The sequence below is a fragment of the Chryseobacterium sp. CBSDS_008 genome, from assembly GCF_049959325.1.
In the GTDB taxonomy this organism is placed as follows: Bacteria; Bacteroidota; Bacteroidia; order Flavobacteriales; family Weeksellaceae; genus Chryseobacterium.
Genome location: NZ_CP188202.1, coordinates 2,698,734 through 2,716,011 on the forward strand (window position 1 = coordinate 2,698,734; position 17,278 = coordinate 2,716,011).

Genomic DNA, 17,278 nt, shown 5'->3' on the forward strand with positions numbered 1-17,278 from the left:
AAAAAAAGCAACAAATTAAACACTTATGCTTTAAATAAAGAAATCCCCGGGGATTGCCGGGGATTTACTAATATTTAAAGGTTATCTCTATTTTTTGATGAATTTAAAGTTTTCTGAAATATTATTATCTTTTACGGTAATAATATAATTTCCTTTTAGCAACTCACCTACGTTAACTTTGTTATTATCAATTGTACCTTTTTTCACAAGTTGACCTACTGCATTGTGGATTTCAAAAGTAGCTTTAGCAGAAACTTTAGTAATGTTTAATACATCATTTACAGGGTTTGGATAGATTCCAAAATTATCTTTCTTATCAACTTCGCTTGTACCTAAAACCAGAGCTTTCATCACTTTTCTTTGAGAAGTTGTGAAGCTTCCTCCAGATAACAGAACAGTTCCTGATGTAGTTTTGATATTATAATATCCTCCATCTAATGCAATACCATCTCCATAATCATCATTAATTGTAAATGTATAGCAGTCATCCGCACTTAATGTCCAGTTTTGAGTAATTAATGCAGGAAGGTTAGCTGTTGTTGCATCCGCATAGCCACTTCCACTGTATACAGTAGTTCCTGCACTGTTTTTTAATGTCCAGCTTGTTTCAGATCCATAATAATCTAACTGAAGATTAAATACCACATTTTGCGATACAGGCATTGGTGCTCCCACATAGGTATTAGTAATTGTATTGTTGGAAGTTCTTTGATCGGCTCCTCCATTTACAGTACTGATACTGATCGTCATTGGACCACCTAATGTACCAGCAGCAACCGGAAGGCTAAGCAGCTGGGATTTATCCTGAGCAAGGCTACCCGTCCATGTATATGGAGTTTGTGCAACACCATTAATTGTATAAGTGATCTGTGCTGACGTAAGAAGAGATGTACCTCTATTGAATAAAGATACCGGAACATTCAATGCTCCTGAACAAGTAACCGCAGAGCAGGTTCTTTCTAATTTAACTTCCGCATCATTTGCAAACAAAGGAATTGCGATATCCTTAACAGAAGTCTTCAATGAAGCTCTTCTAGGAGAGTTGTTCATAACAGCCGTAATTCTATCTTTCTGGTTAATTGTAAAGATATTCATACATGTGTCATTCGTGTAATCCATATAGTTTTGAACCATTTCCATCACTAAAGGATCATTACAACTTGCAATGTTAGTCGGGCAGCCCCCGTTAGCAGCATGAGCCGTAGGAGTATCTGCACAATAATCATCACCACAAGTATCATCACCCCAGATATGTCTTAATCCTAGGAAGTGTCCTACCTCGTGAGTCATTGTTCTTCCTTTATCATAAGGAGCAGATAACATGAAAGTACCGTTAGTATTCAAATCACTAGTTCCAAATGTAGCAAAGTTGGCAACAACACCGTCTGTTTTACCATATCCACCAAGCGGATCTAATCCGGGAAGGTTAGAACCATCCGGGAATTGAGCATATCCTAACAAATCCGTATTTGGAGAGGCAAATTGCACACTCCACATATTCATATATTGAGTAGGATCCCAAATAGTTTCAGGCTTTACATAGGCATCAATAACATCTTTTTTAAAAGAAGTCTGACATAAGTTTACTCTATCAATTCCATTGGTAGGGTTTCCATTTGGGTCTACTTTTGCCAATGCAAACTGAATTTGTACGTCTGCTCCTACAGCATTATTATTAAACCCTGGAGTTCCTGTCAATTTACGGTAATCCTGATTCATTACTGTAATCTGAGATATTACCTGTTCATCTACAATATTTGGAGCTGTACCTACTGCTTGCCCACCATGAATAACGTGAACAACTACAGGAATCGTAACAATACCTCCATTCTGTGATTTTTCATTCTTAGCTTTTTGAATTAATGGTCTTAACCAATCTTCAAACTGCTCCGTAGTAAGTCTTCCCGGAAAATGTCTTCTTAAGAAGTCTTCATATTCTGTGGTACCACATCTATCGAAACCATTAAATTTTGCAAGTTCCTGTGGAGATTTAGTAACAGATTCTTTCTTCTGTCTTGTCCAGCCAGTATTTTGTGCACTCATTAAACTGGCACATAATAAAGGTAATAAAAAGAGAGATTTTGAAGTAGTAGATTTTTGCATCTTTAATTTTTATAAACTTTACAAATATATTAGTTTTTAATAAAATCTATAATATATTTTAAAAAAATAATCAGCAAGTCATGTTAAAATACAAATATCAAACCGTAATTTACACGAATATTCAATTTAAAACACTTATTTACATCCACAATCCTTTATAACAAAAAGAATATATTTATGTAAAAATACTAACATATATAAACAATGATTAAAACAAAAATAAAGATAGAACAATAATAAAATAATAGCCCTGATAAAATTTTACCAGGGCTATTATTTATCCAAATTATCTTTATTTAGAATTTATATGCAATATTCCATGCAAATCCCATATTAAATTTTGAAGAACTTTTCCCGAATCCCGGAACGATCATTGGTGAAATATCATCCTGCTTAGAAGTGTATACCATATATCTCGGCTGAAGATTTACATCAATATAGAAGTTTGAGTTGAATAACTGCACCCTGCCTCCAATGGTTCCTTCGAGCCAAAAAGAAGACTGTGATGAGGAAGGAAAGGCTTCAGAGGAGTTACTTCCTCCAAATCCACGAACGGGAACGGCCATATATTCCTGATTATAAAATGATCCGGCAACTTTTCCACCGGCATAAAATCCGTTGAATTCATTTTCTGTATCCTTTGCCAGCATATAGAAGGCTCCTAATTTAACGAAAGGACCGCTTGCTTTAGCATCATAACCATTCTTCTGGTATATATTTTTTTCAAAACCAGCTTCTGCAATCGCATGTACATTTCCTCTTATTTTTGAAGAAATAAATCCCTGATACAGTTTTCTATCCGAAAAAAATCCGGCACCGGTATTCAATACATCAAGACCAACCATGAAATTGGGTTTATATTTTTCGTGAACCTTCGTCTCAATTTCCTCTTTTTTGTCCTGCGCCCAGCTTATAATAGTAAATAAACTAAAAAAGAAGGTAAAGATTAGTCTTGTCTTCATTCTCTATTTGATTTTGTCCGGCTTCCAGTTTCTGAACAGGATCCGGAGTTATTAATTCTGAACTTAAATTCTCATAAGATTTTTTGATTCCGCATCCCGGAGATACATAGGTAGACTTCGTACTATAGCTGATTTTTATATGAGACTCCGGACCTTTATATCTGGTTTTAAAATAAACATCTGTATAAGGCGAGTTGTCTACACGTAAAGGAATTAACCTGGAATCAATGTTCGCAAGTTTCCCCAGATCTACTTTTCCTGCTCCATAATCTACTGATACATATAATGTATCTATTGTTGTGTCTTTTCCAGTCGCCAGCGATCTGAAACCCACCTTCATTCTGGGAGTTCCTTCGCCACTTTCACAGATATCATCATCTCCTCCACAGGAAAACAGCAACCCTAAAAAGCAGACCGCAATGAGAAATTTAAAGTACTTCATATTAAGATTTGAAATTCAAATTTAAATAAATTTATTTTTTAATCAGCAATGCAATGTTCTCAACATGGTGTGTCTGCGGGAACATATCTACCGGCAGGATCTTCACCAATGTATAGTGATCTTTCATCAAAGCAAGGTCTCTTGCCTGAGTTGCGGAATTACAGCTTACATAAACTACTTTTTCCGGTGAAAGTTTTAAAATCTGCTCTACAACCTTTTGGTGCATTCCATCTCTTGGTGGATCCGTAATCAAAACATCTGCCTTCGGATGGCTTGCCATAAATTCATCATTGAAAATATCCTTCATATCCCCGCAATAGAAGGTACAGTTGGTAAGACCGTTCAATGCAGCATGTTCTATAGCCGCATCGATGGCTTCCTGTACTGATTCTATTCCGATTACCTGTCTTGCATTTCTTGCCACATACTGAGCAATGGTACCTGTTCCTGTATACAGGTCATATACCACTTCATCGCCTTTCAGATCTGCAAACTCAAGGGTTTTTCTGTATAATTCCAAAGCCTGTTTGTAGTTGGTCTGGAAGAATGATTTCGGTCCTATCTTAAATTTCAGCCCATCCATTTCTTCCATAAGATATCCTTCCCCAAAATACACATTGATATTTAGATCATATATAGAGTCATTCTGTTTAGAATTAATAGCATATACCAATGTTTTAATTTGTGGGAATTTCTCCAACAGGAATTCAAAAAGCTTTTCCCTGTTTTCTTTTTCTTCCCTGTAGAGCTGGAAGAGAACCATCCATTCTCCTTTTGAGTTTTGTCTCATCATCAAGGTTCTTAAAAACCCTTCCTGATTCCTCACATCAAAGAAGTCCAGGCCATTATTTACCCCATACTCTTTTACAGCCAATCGTATGGCATTGGAAGGATCTTCCTGAAGGAAACATTCTTTCAGATCAAGAATCTTACTCCACATTCCAGGGATATGGAAACCCAGGGCATCTTTGCTTCCGAAATTCTCTTCAGAACTGATTTCATATTGGGTAAGCCATCTTGCATTGGAAAAAGAAAATTCCATTTTATTTCTATAAAAATACTGTTCTTCAGATCCGAGGATTGAAACTGTTTCAAAGTTATCAATTCCACCGATTCTTTTAATATTATTATATACTTCTTCCTGTTTAAAATCAAGCTGCTTTTCATAGCTCATATTCTGCCATTTGCATCCGCCGCAGGTACCAAAATGAATACATTTGGGATCAACTCTGTAAGGTGATTTTTCAATAATTTCTATAGCTTCGCCTTCATAATATTTTGACTTCGCTTTTTTCACCCTTACATTAACAATATCACCTGGAATTGCACCTGAAACCATTACTGTTTTACCTTCATCTGTTCTTCCAATTGCCACCCCTTTTGCTCCGGCAGTCAACAATTTTATATTTTCAAGAGTCAGATCTCTTTTTTTCTTCTTACTCATTCTAAAATTTTCTATTTTCCTAATTGAAACTTTTACGTTTCAGTTTGCAAAAATACAATAAAAAAAACCTTATCCGAAGATAAGGTTTCTATACTGTGTTAAAGTTTATTATTTTGTTGGAGCCGGCTGTGGATTTGCTGGCTGTGGAGCTTGCTGCTGAGCTGCAGAAGGGTCAAGCTGTGGCTGCATCTGCATATTTGGATCTACCTTTGGTGCGTTAAGACCAGTCTGCTTGTCAAGAATAGTTACCAATTCCTGCTCACCCAAGTTTACAAATGATCTGCTGGCGATCTTACCGTCTTTATCAATAATTACAAAGCAAGGTAATTTAAATCCGTACACACCATATTTCTTAGCGATGTCTGAGTTCAAACCTCCTTCACCGTAAACATTTACTCCCTGAATTCCTTTTAATAAAGAGTTACTTGTTTTAATGAATTGGTCTTTTGTATCATCAACGTTTACAAAGACAAAATTCATTTTGGATTTATAGAAGTTGACCACTTCTTTTAATACAGGTACTGTAGCTTCGCTGATATAAGGATTCCATGAAGCATAGAAGAACAGCATATATGGTTTTCCTTTGTTTTCAGAAAGCTTATAAGCTTTTCCGTCTTGTTTTGCCAAAGCTGCTTCAGGGGCTGCTTCTCCTATTTTAAGTCCTGTAATGGCTACCTGCATTTTTAAAAGATCACTTTTAATAGTAGCATCTTTAATATCTGAGTCGATGATCTTTTTAATCTTATCGATATTTGCTGGCGTAGTTGTTGGGTGAATATCGGCTTGAGCCATTACAAATGCCAAAAGGTAGTCTTTTGCCGTTTGAGATAAATCCTTTTTTGTTTTTAAATACTGGGCAAACATTTCAGAAGTTGTAATTCCTGTTTTTCCTTTGCTGTTGGCTTCCGCATATTTCTGGAAATCAGGAGTCATTTTCACAAGAAGATACTGTCTGTAAAGAGGAATACTCTTCACCATAGCTTCTTTATCAGTTTCCAGCTGAGTCTCATAATCTTTGAAAGCCTTAGAAGCTTTGTAAGATGGATTACCGGACATTGGTCCGTGAGACATTTCATAGTTGGCAAGCAAATTAAGTATGGTAACTTTAATATCGTTTTTCTTCCACTCAAGAAGTCCTTTGCTTGGATTATTTTTCTTTGCTAGATCGTCTACATTTTTATTAATGTCAGCTTCTACTTTGTGCATTCCTTTCAAAAATGCAGCTTCGTCTCCACCCATTAATCCTGCCAAGTTAACTTTGCTACCATAGTCTGCGAGGAACTTCATGCTTGCTGTAAGGAAATCGTTGTTCTTTTTAGCATCTCCGGTAATTATATATTCATTTGGGAAAGTAGCCCCGTTTCCTGAGATATTTACTTTTTGTCCACCTTCAAGATAGATCAGGTTTTGTCTGCCTGCATAGTTGATTACATACATTCCGTCTTTCGGTGCTTCGAAGCTTCCTGAAAAGTTTCCGTCTTTATCCAGACCTATATTAATCAAAGGCAGAGTTCCTACTCCTGAAGCTTCTACAAATTCAATTCTTTCCAATGGGGAGCTTCCAGTAATTTTTCCTTTTACTTCTACTTTTTTTGAACAAGACATCACAAAAAATGTGATGATAAACAATAAAAGATATTTTTTCATTTCAATTTTTAATATTACACAAAAATACGCTTTTTAGGGCTTGCTAATTCACACTAATTATTTTTTTTAAAAATTTTATATTGCCTTCCAAAAAGAAGATTTCAATATTTAATAATCTCTTTTGACAGCAAAAGGTATTAAAAAAGTCTTTAAAAAAACGATTCATCTACCCTCCAAATATATACTTAATAAATAAAGAATGACAAAAATCTATCAATAAGTTAACAAACTTTAACAGAGTCATTCCTGTCACCAAAAAATCGCCTCCAGAATGAAGGCGATTTTTTTATGTATTTGAAATCAATTCTATCCTTGATCTACAAAAGCTGCCATGTATTCTCTGTTCATTCTTGCAATGTTTTCAAGAGAGATCCCTTTAGGACATTCAACTTCACATGCTCCGGTATTTGAACAGTTTCCAAAACCTTCTTCGTCCATAGCTTTTACCATGTTCAGAACTCTTCTCTTAGCCTCTATTCTACCCTGAGGAAGTAAAGCAAACTGGGAAACCTTAGCACCAACAAACAGCATCGCTGATCCGTTTTTACATGTAGCCACACAAGCTCCACATCCGATACAAGCTGCTGCATCCATTGCTTTGTCTGCATCTTCTTTAGGAACAGGAATGGCATTAGCGTCCAATGTATTACCAGATGTATTCACAGAGATAAAACCTCCGGCTGCCATTACTCTGTCGAATGCGCTTCTGTCTACCATTAAGTCTTTGATAACAGGGAAAGCTGCACTTCTCCATGGTTCAATAACGATTGTTTCACCATCTTTGAACATTCTCATGTGAAGCTGGCAAGTAGTGATTCCTGTATCCGGCCCGTGAGCTCTGCCATTGATGTAAAGGGAGCACATACCACAGATTCCCTCACGGCAGTCGTGATCGAAAGCGATAGGTTCTTTACCTTCGTTAATTAAGTTTTCGTTCAAAATATCCAGCATCTCCAAAAATGAAGAGTCTGTAGATACATCTGATATTTTATAGGTCTCAAACTGACCTTTAGTTTTATTATTCTTTTGTCTCCAAATTTTCAGCGTAAGATGTAAGCCTTTTTTTGCACTCATAATGTTATATTTATAGGTTGGAGATTATTTATAACTTCTAGTTTTAACCTCGATGTTGTCATATATCAATTCTTCTTTATGCAACACTTCCGCGTTGATATCCTCTCCTTGATATTCCCAAGCTCCGACGTATTTGTAGTTTACGTCATCTCTTTCCGCTTCTCCGTCCGGAGTTGAATGGTCTTCACGGAAATGTCCACCACAAGATTCATTTCTGTGCAGTGCATCGATAGCCATTAATTGTCCTAACTCAAGGAAGTCAGCAACTCTGAATGCTTTTTCAAGCTCAGTGTTCATTCCTTCTCCTTCACCAGGCACTTTTACATTTTTCCAGAAGTCATTTCTTACTTCTTCAATTTCTTTGATTGCTTCTCTCAAACCTTCAGGTGTTCTTCCCATACCTACTTTATTCCACATAATGTGGCCCAGTTTTTTATGGAAATAATCTACTGAATGAGTCCCTTTATTGTTTAAGAAGAAATCAATTTTCTCTTTAATTCCTTTTTCAGCAGCATCAAACGCTCCTGAGTTCGTAGGAATTGTTCCTGTTCTGATATCTGCAGAAAGGTAATCTGCAATCGTATAAGGAAGCACAAAATATCCGTCTGCAAGACCCTGCATCAGTGCAGAAGCACCAAGTCTGTTTGCCCCGTGGTCAGAGAAGTTCGCTTCACCGATTACGAAACATCCGGGAATAGTAGACTGAAGATTGTAATCAACCCATACACCACCCATTGTATAGTGAACCGCAGGATAGATCTTCATTGGAGTTTTGTAAGGATCATCAGCAGTAATTTTCTCATACATTACGAATAAGTTACCGTATTTCTCCTCTACCCAGCTCTTACCTAAATCGTAGATCTGCTGATCTGTTGGATTATGAATATGCTTTTCGATAGCGGCTTCTTTACCTTTTTTCATGATCTCTGTAGAGAAATCAAGGTAAACACCTTCTTTTGTATCATTATTTTCAATTCCGAATCCTGCATCACATCTTTCCTTAGCAGCTCTTGAAGCAACGTCTCTAGGCACAAGGTTACCGAACGCCGGATATCTTCTTTCCAAATAATAATCTCTATCTTCTTCTTTAATATTTTCTGGTCTTAATTTACCTTCTCTGATCGCTACTGAATCTTCAATTTTTTTAGGAACCCAGATTCTTCCGGAGTTTCTTAATGATTCAGACATCAAAGTCAGTTTAGACTGCTGTGTTCCGTGAACAGGAATACAAGTCGGGTGAATCTGTACGTAGCAAGGGTTTGCGAAGTAAGCTCCTTTCTTGTGAATTTTCCAGGCTGCTGAAACGTTTGATCCCATTGCGTTGGTAGAAAGGAAATATACGTTTCCGTATCCTCCTGAAGCGATTACCACTGCGTGAGCAGAATGTCTCTCAACTTCACCTGTTACAAGGTTTCTTGCAATAATTCCTCTTGCTTTTCCATCAACAATTACAAGGTCCATCATCTCATGACGGTTGTACATTTTGATTCTTCCCTTACCGATCTGGCGGCTCATTGCAGAATAAGCACCTAATAATAACTGCTGTCCTGTCTGTCCTTTTGCATAGAAGGTTCTTTTTACCTGAACCCCACCAAATGAACGGTTATCCAGCTGACCTCCGTAATCTCTACCGAAAGGAACACCTTGGGAAACACACTGGTCAATAATATTGGCAGAAACTTCAGCTAATCTGTAAACGTTGGCCTCTCTTGCTCTATAGTCACCACCTTTGATGGTATCATAGAATAATCTGTAAGTAGAGTCTCCGTCTCCCTGATAGTTCTTAGCTGCGTTGATTCCTCCCTGAGCGGCAATTGAGTGCGCTCTTCTTGGAGAATCCTGGTAGCAGAATGCTTTTACGTTATATCCCTGCTCAGCTAATGTAGCTGCAGCAGAACCTCCTGCCAAACCTGTACCTACAACAATAATATCAATCTTATCTCTGTTGTTTGGTGCAACAAGGTTCATATGGTCTTTATGATTTTTCCACTTGTCTTTAAGAGGACCCGCTGGAATTCTTGAATCTAATTTACTCATATTAGTATATTGATATTATTGAGTTACGAAGTGATAAATAGCAATAAAAATAAAACCTGCAGGAATAAGGACTGAATACCATGTCCCGAAAGCTTTAATCACCGGGGTATATTTTGGATGTCTTGCTCCGATAGACTGGAATGAAGACTGAAAACCATGGGCCAAATGTAGCCCCAGCAAAACAAAAGAAACGACATATAAAACTACTCTCCAAAGATCAGCAAACTTTGCGTGCAGGTCTCCCCAAAAACGTGTTTCTTCGATCGGCAGTCCGTCAATATATTTGTAATTCATCTCGTGAAGCCAGAAATCATACAAATGAAGAAAAACAAAAGCCAAAATCACAGCACCGGAAATAATCATATTTCTAGACATCCAGGTAGAATTGTGAGAAGGATTGTTTGAATTGTATTTCACAGGGCGTGCCTTTTGGTTTTTAATTTCCAAAACAAACCCCATTACAAAATGGAAAACGACAGCAAATATCAAAATTGGCTGCATTATAAATTGAATAAGAGGATTGTACCCCATGAATTGCGAAGCATTGTTGTACGCGTCCTCACCAAAAACCGACAAAAGGTTTACAGAAAGGTGCATCACCAGAAATATCAGCAAAAACATAGCCGACAATGCCATAGCATATTTTCTACCTATTGTAGAACTCGTTAAACCTGCCATATAAGTTTACATTTGATTTTCCACAAAATTAAGAAATGTTAACTATATCAAAAAGTGAGAAATCTCACAATTAGACAGTTTGTAATCTTTCTAAATAAGAATTTACATATTATAAATACGGGAAAACCTTACATGAAGAGCCATCATTTCAGATCATAAATTTTATCTCGGAAAACTACTTTTTGAACAGAGGGTGACATGATTTTTATCTCAAAATGATCCACCCTCCTGGAAGCACAATAGGGATTTATGATATACTGTAAAACCTGTGTCTTATTTTCCATATCCGGAATCCAGAACCATACTTTACTACCACTTTTTATCGAAAAAATTTTGTTCTTATTAAAATCATGAACCAATATTTCTTCTTTCTGATTTTCAAAAGCTGTACTTCCGGTTCTTATCATCAGAAATACCAAAGCTGCCATTGCCAATCTTGTACAGTGGTTAAAATTGGCTTTTAGGATGACAGATCGCAGTAAAAAGACAACTACCAGTACTGATAAAACTTCCATCCCATTCATTGGAATATTCTCAAAGTACAGTATATCAACCTCTGCAAACCAATGGATCAGCTTCAGTAAAATCTGAATAATCCAGTCATATGCTATGTTTAGCAATTCAAAATCAACTCCAAAGGAAATAAGAGCAGTCATTAAAAATGAAAAAACAATGATGATTTCAGAGAAAGGAACAATAACAAAATTCGCGATGATTGAGATTAATGAAAACTGATGGAAATAATATAATACCAGAGGAAGGGTTGCCAGCTGTGCTGATAAAGATATTGTAATGGTATTAAACACTAAGTTTTTAATATAATTATCCTGTTTCGGAAAGTGTTTCAAAAGAGGCTGATTCAACCAGTAAATTCCTAAAACTGCTAAAAAGCTAAGCTGAAACCCCACATCAAAAAGCTGCTGTGTGTCTCCAATTAAGATAAAAAAAGCGGATAAAGCCAATGAATGAAGCAGATCCGGTTTTCGTTGAAGCAATATGAAAATAAAATAGATGCTCAGCATGATACACGACCGGAAAACTGAATTTCCAAATCCAATAAAAGCAGCGAACAGCCAAATAAAAGCCAGGCTTAAAATAATTGCATATTTCCTGAATCTTAAAGGAGTAAAACGGATCAGTAAGAAATAAATCATTCCGAATATAACAACAATATGGGTTCCGGAAATGGCCAGGAAATGAACCAGCCCGGACTTATTAAAATCCTGTACGGTATCTGCATCAATCTCTGTTCGGTCCGCCAGAATGATACCTTTTAAAAATTCTTTACTTTTTCCCGACATTCCGGTTTTATCAATCTTCTTAAGAATCTCAAGCCTGTATTGCCGCAGCTTATCTGCAGGTGTTAAATCATCCCGCTTTCCGGAAATAATATCTTTTGAAATATAAACCAGGCAATCAATATGTTTCCTTTTCAGGTACCTGGCATATCCGAACTGGAAGTCATACTGGGGGGCCTTAGGCTGTGTGATATAAGCCTCAGCTTTATAGTAATGAATAAAATCCAGCTCTCTATAATCCCTTGGAACATAAAAAATTGAGTTGAAACTTATATTTCCTTTCTGTGCTGGTCCCTCGTATTTTCTATATTTTTCAGTAGAATGTAATTTCTGAGAAATCTTAAAAGTAACAGTCTCCTTTTTCTTTACCTGCAGCTGGCCATCGGATGAAGAAATATTATAAAAGTGAAAAATAATCCCTGTTCCAAAAAACAAAAGCAACAGTAAAACAGTTTTGGCTTTGTGCAGCATATAAGAATGAAAGCAAATTAAAGCCAGCAGAATCAAGCAAACTGATGCAACCCAATAAATAATAGGTTCAGCCATTACCATTCTATCCTGAGAAAGAATTCCAAGGATAAAACATATTACCAGAATAAGATGTGGCTGCTTGTGCAATTTCAATTAATTATCCTTGTAAAGTAGATAATTAACTAATGGTATGTTATCTCTTAAATAGCTAAATAAACACTTTGTGTTTCATAAAAACATTAACAGGGCACTTGATTTTTTTCTATAAAGATTACGATTGAAAGTATATTACTTCTTTTTCAAAAATTTATCCGTTAAACGCCTCGTTTCTTTAATATAAAATAAAGGGTCTTTCCCATAATCTTCATATTTAAAATCACCCACTTTTTTAGGAGTAGCAGGTTCTATCTGTGTCCCTTCATGCCATTCATTGAATGATGTAATCCCAATGAAATCCGGATATACGCTGATTGCAGCATCAAACATCTTTTCGTAATACTTTCCATGGTCTCTGCTTTTGAAATTTGCTTCATTCCATGGGCGTATTCTGGTATCGGAATAGCCTGGTCCTACACAAGGAATAAAAATCAGGTTGTGATCTTTAGCGTAGTGGGCCATGAAATTCCAGTTAGCAGTTGTACTTCCATATACAAAACCTTCGCTGGCAAAATAAGTATAAAAAACCATCAAAGCCTGCTGAATCAAAAAATTCCGAGTCATCTTTTTCAACCCAAAGCCCAATATAAAGTGCATCTAGCTCTGTATTCCTGACTGTTTTTTCTCCATTTTCGGATAACATTTTCGCCCACTCTTCTTTAGGAATTTTATAGCTGTCGTATACATAAAACAGAGGTTTTCCTTCTTTTTTATAGAAAGCATGATGACGGGAATACGTTTTTATAAGATAGGAAAGCTGTTCTTTTAATTCTGAAGTATTTTTATAAAACGGCTCAATGTGAAATGCAATTTTTAAGTCAAAACGATCTGCAATATCCAGAAATTTGATCAGACTTTTATCGGTGAATGAATCTTTTCCCAGCCAGCTTACTACCACCACTCCTACTCCAGAGTCTTTGATCATTTTCATATGTTTTTCAATGATCTTTGCATCGTTGGAACTATAATTTCCAAGCGCCGGATAAAAATTGGCTCCAATATCATCTCCTCCTTGGTGATGACCCAAGTTGTTCCATTTCGGATTACTCCAGTGAGGAAGAATTTCATGATTCCAGTGCTGATAACTTCCGTCGGCTGCCGGATTTCCATACCAGCCGTAATAGAATATCTGAACTTTCTCTCTTGAATTGCCTTGTTGGGCAGAACTATTTGAGAAAAACAATGTGAATGCCAGTAATAATAAGAAACGGGTATAGAAATTCATAGTTAAATGGTAGATTAAAATTCGCGGATGCTCTGTAAGAACTATACTTTCAAGATCACCTCAGCGGCATGATCACTGGCTCCTTTGCCACCTAATTTTTCTCTCAGAAGATTATAATCATTCAGAACCTGTTCTCTTTTTTCTCCTGCTAAAATCTTATTGAGCTCTTCTACAAGGTTTTTAGTATTCAGATCGTTCTGAATCAGTTCTTTCACAACTTCTCTGTCCATGATCAGGTTTACCAAAGAAATATAATTGATATTTTTCACTAATCTTTTAGCAATAGCATAAGAAATCTTGCTTCCACGATAGCAAACCACTTCAGGAATATTCAGCAAAGCGGTTTCCAGTGTAGCTGTTCCGGAAGTAACCAAAGCGGCTTTGGAACATCTCAGCAAATCATAGGTTTTATTGGATACAAAATGAACATTGTCATCCACATATTTCTGATAAAATTCTTTAGGAAGACTCGGTGCTCCGGCAATTACAAACTGGTAATTTTTAAAATTCGGTCTTACGGAAAGCATTATTTCAAGCATTTTCTCCACTTCCTGTTCTCTGGAACCCGGCAGCAATGCAATGATTTCTTTTTCATTCAGTCCGTGTTCCGATTTAAATTTTTCAATACTGATCTCCTGAAGGTCCGAAATAGCATCCAGCAAAGGATGGCCTACAAAATGGGAATGAACGCCATGTTTTCTGTAAAAGTCTTCTTCAAAAGGGAGAATAACCATCATTTCATCCACATACTTCTTGATAGTCTCTACGCGCCCTTCTTTCCATGCCCAAAGCTGTGGAGAAATATAATACACAACTTTGATCCCAAGTTCTTTGGCAAATCTGGCAATTCTCAGGTTGAAACCCGGATAGTCCACCAGAATCAAAACATCAGGTCTGTTCTTCTGAATATCCTGTTTACAAAACTTAATATTATTCAGAATGGTACGGAGGTTCATAACGACTTCCAGGAATCCCATAAAAGCAAGGTCGCGGTAATGCTTTACCAGTGTTCCGCCCTGAGCCTTCATAAGGTCACCACCCCAAAACCTGAACTCTGCGTTCGGATCTTTTTGTTTCAAGGCCTTCATCAGGTTACTTCCGTGCAAATCACCTGAAGCTTCACCTGCAATAATGTAATACTTCATTTCTATAGTAAGGATAGAGAACAAATTAAAATAGATATGATCTTAATTCGTAAATTTGTTCAAAGATAATGATAAAAAATGTCAGAAGAATTTGAAATCCGGAATAAAGTTGCTGAAAGCGGCCTTATCAATTTTGACCTTGCCACTTTACTTCCAAAAGGGGAAAGAAAGGGTATTGACCTTAAAGATTTTCTTTTTCAGGAAATGATCCTCAAGGAAAAAGATTTCCGTGAAAAGGTAGACGCCATCGATACTGAGCAATATAAGGACAAATATATATACATCTACAATTCTGTAGATACTATTATTCCACTCTGGGCATATTTTGTTTTAACAGCCAAACTTACAGATGTAGCAAAGAAAATAGTTTTTGGAAACCGTGAGGATATGGAAGTTATTTTAATGCACAATGCTATTCAGACTCATGATTTTGAGGAAATGAGAGGAAAAAGGGTACTTGTAAAAGGTTGTTCTGATAAAGAAATCCCGGAAAATGCTTATATCGAATTGGTAGAACAATTAAAACCTATCGTAAAATCTCTGATGTTCGGAGAAGCCTGTTCTAATGTGCCGATCATAAAGAACTAATATGAACAAATATTTATCAGCTGTATTTTTGTTTATTATTTTTCTCGGGATTTACTATTTCGGAAGTTTTTCAAAAATTCCTTTTGCCGACTGTGTAGGATTTGTATTGAGTGCAGAAAAAGGCATATGGGAAACAACTGCCACTGCAACCAGCCACTTTTTATATATTAATACGGTTATTTTTATTAAAAATCTGGCAGGTAACAATGCTATTGAAGCAAGCCGGTTTCTGGTGGTTTTTTCAGGAGCTGCTACAGTTTCTGTCGTTTATCTCGCAGTGAAAAGTATTTCAAAAACAGAATGGGCATCTCTTACAGCTGCTTTTGTTTTCGGTTTCAGTTTTACGTTTTGGAGAAATGCAGAAATAGTAGAAGTATATACTTACAATTCTCTTTGGGTAAGTCTTTTTTTCTTTTCAGTTATAAAAAGCTTTACTGAAAAGAAAAAAATGTATATCCCGTTGAGCGGTCTGTTTTTAGGAGTCAGTTTATGGGTACACATTCAGAATATCCTTCTGATCCCTGCTTTACTGGTCTTCTTATTTTATTTCAGAATTGAAAAAAAATATACAGCAGCTGCACTATTGATTTTTGCCATATTATTCGGCTTTTTATTTATTCTCAATATTTCTCAGGGGCTCCCTTTCACATCTCCTTACAGTTCTGATCAGGGAACCTGGGTAGAAGATTCTTTGAAAAAAAGCATGATTCAGTATGTAAAAGATTTTTTTCAATCGTTGGTATATCTTATTTATAATTTCAACATATTTACATTTTTTGGAGGCGCAGGTATTGTATACCTTTATAAAACTAACAGGAAAATGTTTTTTGTTTTTGCTACAGGAGCAGTTTGTGTATATGGATTTTCCACGTTTTATGCTGTATCAGACAATTACGTTTTCTTTTTGCCTTTCAATATAATTTTTGCTTTATCCATCGGATATGGTCTTTCTTCTGCAAAGTATGCTCATCTGAGAAAATTTTCATGGGTCTGTCTATTAATTCCGGCAGGGTACTTTCTGCTGTTTAAAGCTATCTTTCTAACAGAAAAAGGAAAAGAATTTCACACATTTAAAGAATATAAAGGCGGACTGAATTATTATACACTTCCATGGATGAATAATAATGCAGGTATTCTCGAGTTCACTATTGATAAGAAAAAGGCTCCTGAACCTATTGAGTGGATGACCATTAGTGCAGTAGAATATATAAAGCTTTTAAAAAGCAAAGGTTACACGGAAGAACAGATCAGAAAACTTTAACAATAATTATGAAAGACCGTCATTTTCTGAGCCATATTTTTTGATAACTTTGATTTATTAAATACTTAATAAACACAAAAATGAGTTTAATTGACTTACTTACAGGGAACACCGGCAGCCAGGTTGCTGAACAGGCTGAAAATAAATTCGGGATCAGCAAAAACCAGGTAATTGCCCTATTAGCTGTAGCGGCCCCTCTTATCATTTCTTATCTTAGAAACAAATCTCAGGATGCTAAAGAAGCGGAAGCTTTAAATAGTGCTTTAGATAAAGACCATAACGGAAGTATCTTAAATGACGCTTCACAAATAGAGGCGAGACAAGCCGAAGGCGGATCTATTCTTGATCATATCTTTGGTGGGCAAAAAAGTACCGTTGAAAACCAGCTGTCGCAAAACACGGGGATTTCAATAGATAAAATAGGTCCTATCCTTGCTATGCTTGCACCTGTTGTCATGGGTTACATCGGGCAGCAGAAACAGCAGAGTAATGTAGGCGCAGGTGGTTTGGGAGATCTTTTGGGAGGAATCCTTGGAAATGCATCAAACCAGGCTCAGGCTCAGCAGTCTAATCCTTTAAATGACATTCTTGGAAGTGTTTTAGGAAATGGCGGCCAGTCTCAATCATCAGGAAATCCTCTGAATGATATACTGGGAAGTGTATTGGGCGGTGGTGGAAACCAACAACAAGGCGGCGGTGGATTAGGCAGCATCCTTGGAAATATTCTTGGAGGTAAATAATTAATTT

At 36.5% G+C, this 17,278-nt stretch carries 15 protein-coding genes; 3 read left to right on the forward strand and 12 right to left on the reverse strand.

The window, feature by feature from the left end:
* Positions 1-87 precede the first annotated feature (87 nt).
* From ACP3T3_RS12150 to lpxB, 12 genes are all read right to left on the reverse strand, one after another.
* On the reverse strand, positions 88-2,103 hold the full coding sequence (locus tag ACP3T3_RS12150; RefSeq protein WP_426476124.1) for a M43 family zinc metalloprotease: 2,016 nt from the start codon (positions 2,101-2,103) through the stop codon (positions 88-90).
* A 296-nt stretch (positions 2,104-2,399) separates the two neighbouring features.
* On the reverse strand, positions 2,400-3,065 hold the full coding sequence (locus tag ACP3T3_RS12155) for a DUF6048 family protein (protein ID WP_426476125.1): 666 nt from the start codon (positions 3,063-3,065) through the stop codon (positions 2,400-2,402).
* Positions 3,031-3,507, reverse strand: a complete 477-nt coding sequence (locus ACP3T3_RS12160; protein ID WP_426476126.1) for a DUF6452 family protein — start codon at positions 3,505-3,507, stop codon at positions 3,031-3,033. The genes ACP3T3_RS12155 and ACP3T3_RS12160 overlap by 35 nt, the downstream gene beginning before the upstream one ends.
* A gap of 31 nt (positions 3,508-3,538) precedes the next feature.
* Positions 3,539-4,951, reverse strand: a complete 1,413-nt coding sequence (gene rlmD, locus ACP3T3_RS12165) for a 23S rRNA (uracil(1939)-C(5))-methyltransferase RlmD (protein WP_426476127.1) — start codon at positions 4,949-4,951, stop codon at positions 3,539-3,541.
* 108 nt (positions 4,952-5,059) lie between these two features.
* Positions 5,060-6,598 (reverse strand): TlpA family protein disulfide reductase, encoded by a 1,539-nt coding sequence (locus ACP3T3_RS12170; protein ID WP_426476128.1) that lies wholly within the window; start codon positions 6,596-6,598, stop codon positions 5,060-5,062.
* A gap of 306 nt (positions 6,599-6,904) precedes the next feature.
* Positions 6,905-7,672: a succinate dehydrogenase/fumarate reductase iron-sulfur subunit gene (locus ACP3T3_RS12175; RefSeq protein ID WP_426476129.1), complete on the reverse strand. Its 768-nt coding sequence runs from the start codon at positions 7,670-7,672 to the stop codon at positions 6,905-6,907.
* 24 nt (positions 7,673-7,696) lie between these two features.
* The gene (locus tag ACP3T3_RS12180) at positions 7,697-9,709 is read right to left on the reverse strand and encodes a fumarate reductase/succinate dehydrogenase flavoprotein subunit (RefSeq protein WP_426476130.1); all 2,013 of its coding nucleotides are present in this window, start codon (positions 9,707-9,709) and stop codon (positions 7,697-7,699) included.
* A gap of 15 nt (positions 9,710-9,724) precedes the next feature.
* Positions 9,725-10,387, reverse strand: a complete 663-nt coding sequence (locus ACP3T3_RS12185; RefSeq protein WP_426476131.1) for a succinate dehydrogenase cytochrome b subunit — start codon at positions 10,385-10,387, stop codon at positions 9,725-9,727.
* 143 nt (positions 10,388-10,530) lie between these two features.
* The gene (locus ACP3T3_RS12190) at positions 10,531-12,303 is read right to left on the reverse strand and encodes a ComEC/Rec2 family competence protein (protein WP_426476132.1); all 1,773 of its coding nucleotides are present in this window, start codon (positions 12,301-12,303) and stop codon (positions 10,531-10,533) included.
* Positions 12,304-12,444: 141 nt separating this feature from the next.
* Positions 12,445-12,876 carry a hypothetical protein gene (locus ACP3T3_RS12195; RefSeq protein ID WP_426476133.1) on the reverse strand — a complete coding sequence of 144 codons (432 nt, stop codon included), beginning with the start codon at positions 12,874-12,876 and terminating at the stop codon, positions 12,445-12,447.
* A complete protein-coding gene (locus ACP3T3_RS12200; RefSeq protein WP_426476134.1) occupies positions 12,785-13,537 on the reverse strand; it encodes a hypothetical protein in 753 nt (250 codons plus the stop codon). Before ACP3T3_RS12200 ends, ACP3T3_RS12195 begins: the two co-directional genes overlap by 92 nt.
* Before the next feature lie 41 nt (positions 13,538-13,578).
* Positions 13,579-14,682: a lipid-A-disaccharide synthase gene (gene lpxB, locus ACP3T3_RS12205; protein WP_426476135.1), complete on the reverse strand. Its 1,104-nt coding sequence runs from the start codon at positions 14,680-14,682 to the stop codon at positions 13,579-13,581.
* Between the two features lie 78 nt (positions 14,683-14,760).
* Here lpxB and ACP3T3_RS12210 point away from each other — a divergent pair, with 78 nt between their 5' ends.
* From ACP3T3_RS12210 to ACP3T3_RS12220, 3 genes are all read left to right on the forward strand, one after another.
* Positions 14,761-15,270 carry a DUF2480 family protein gene (locus tag ACP3T3_RS12210; protein ID WP_426476136.1) on the forward strand — a complete coding sequence of 170 codons (510 nt, stop codon included), beginning with the start codon at positions 14,761-14,763 and terminating at the stop codon, positions 15,268-15,270.
* A gap of 1 nt (position 15,271) precedes the next feature.
* Entirely contained in the window at positions 15,272-16,531 is a 1,260-nt protein-coding gene (locus ACP3T3_RS12215) for a protein O-mannosyl-transferase family (RefSeq protein WP_426476137.1), read from the forward strand.
* Positions 16,532-16,611: 80 nt separating this feature from the next.
* Positions 16,612-17,271 carry a DUF937 domain-containing protein gene (locus ACP3T3_RS12220; protein ID WP_426476138.1) on the forward strand — a complete coding sequence of 220 codons (660 nt, stop codon included), beginning with the start codon at positions 16,612-16,614 and terminating at the stop codon, positions 17,269-17,271.
* Positions 17,272-17,278 lie beyond the last annotated feature (7 nt).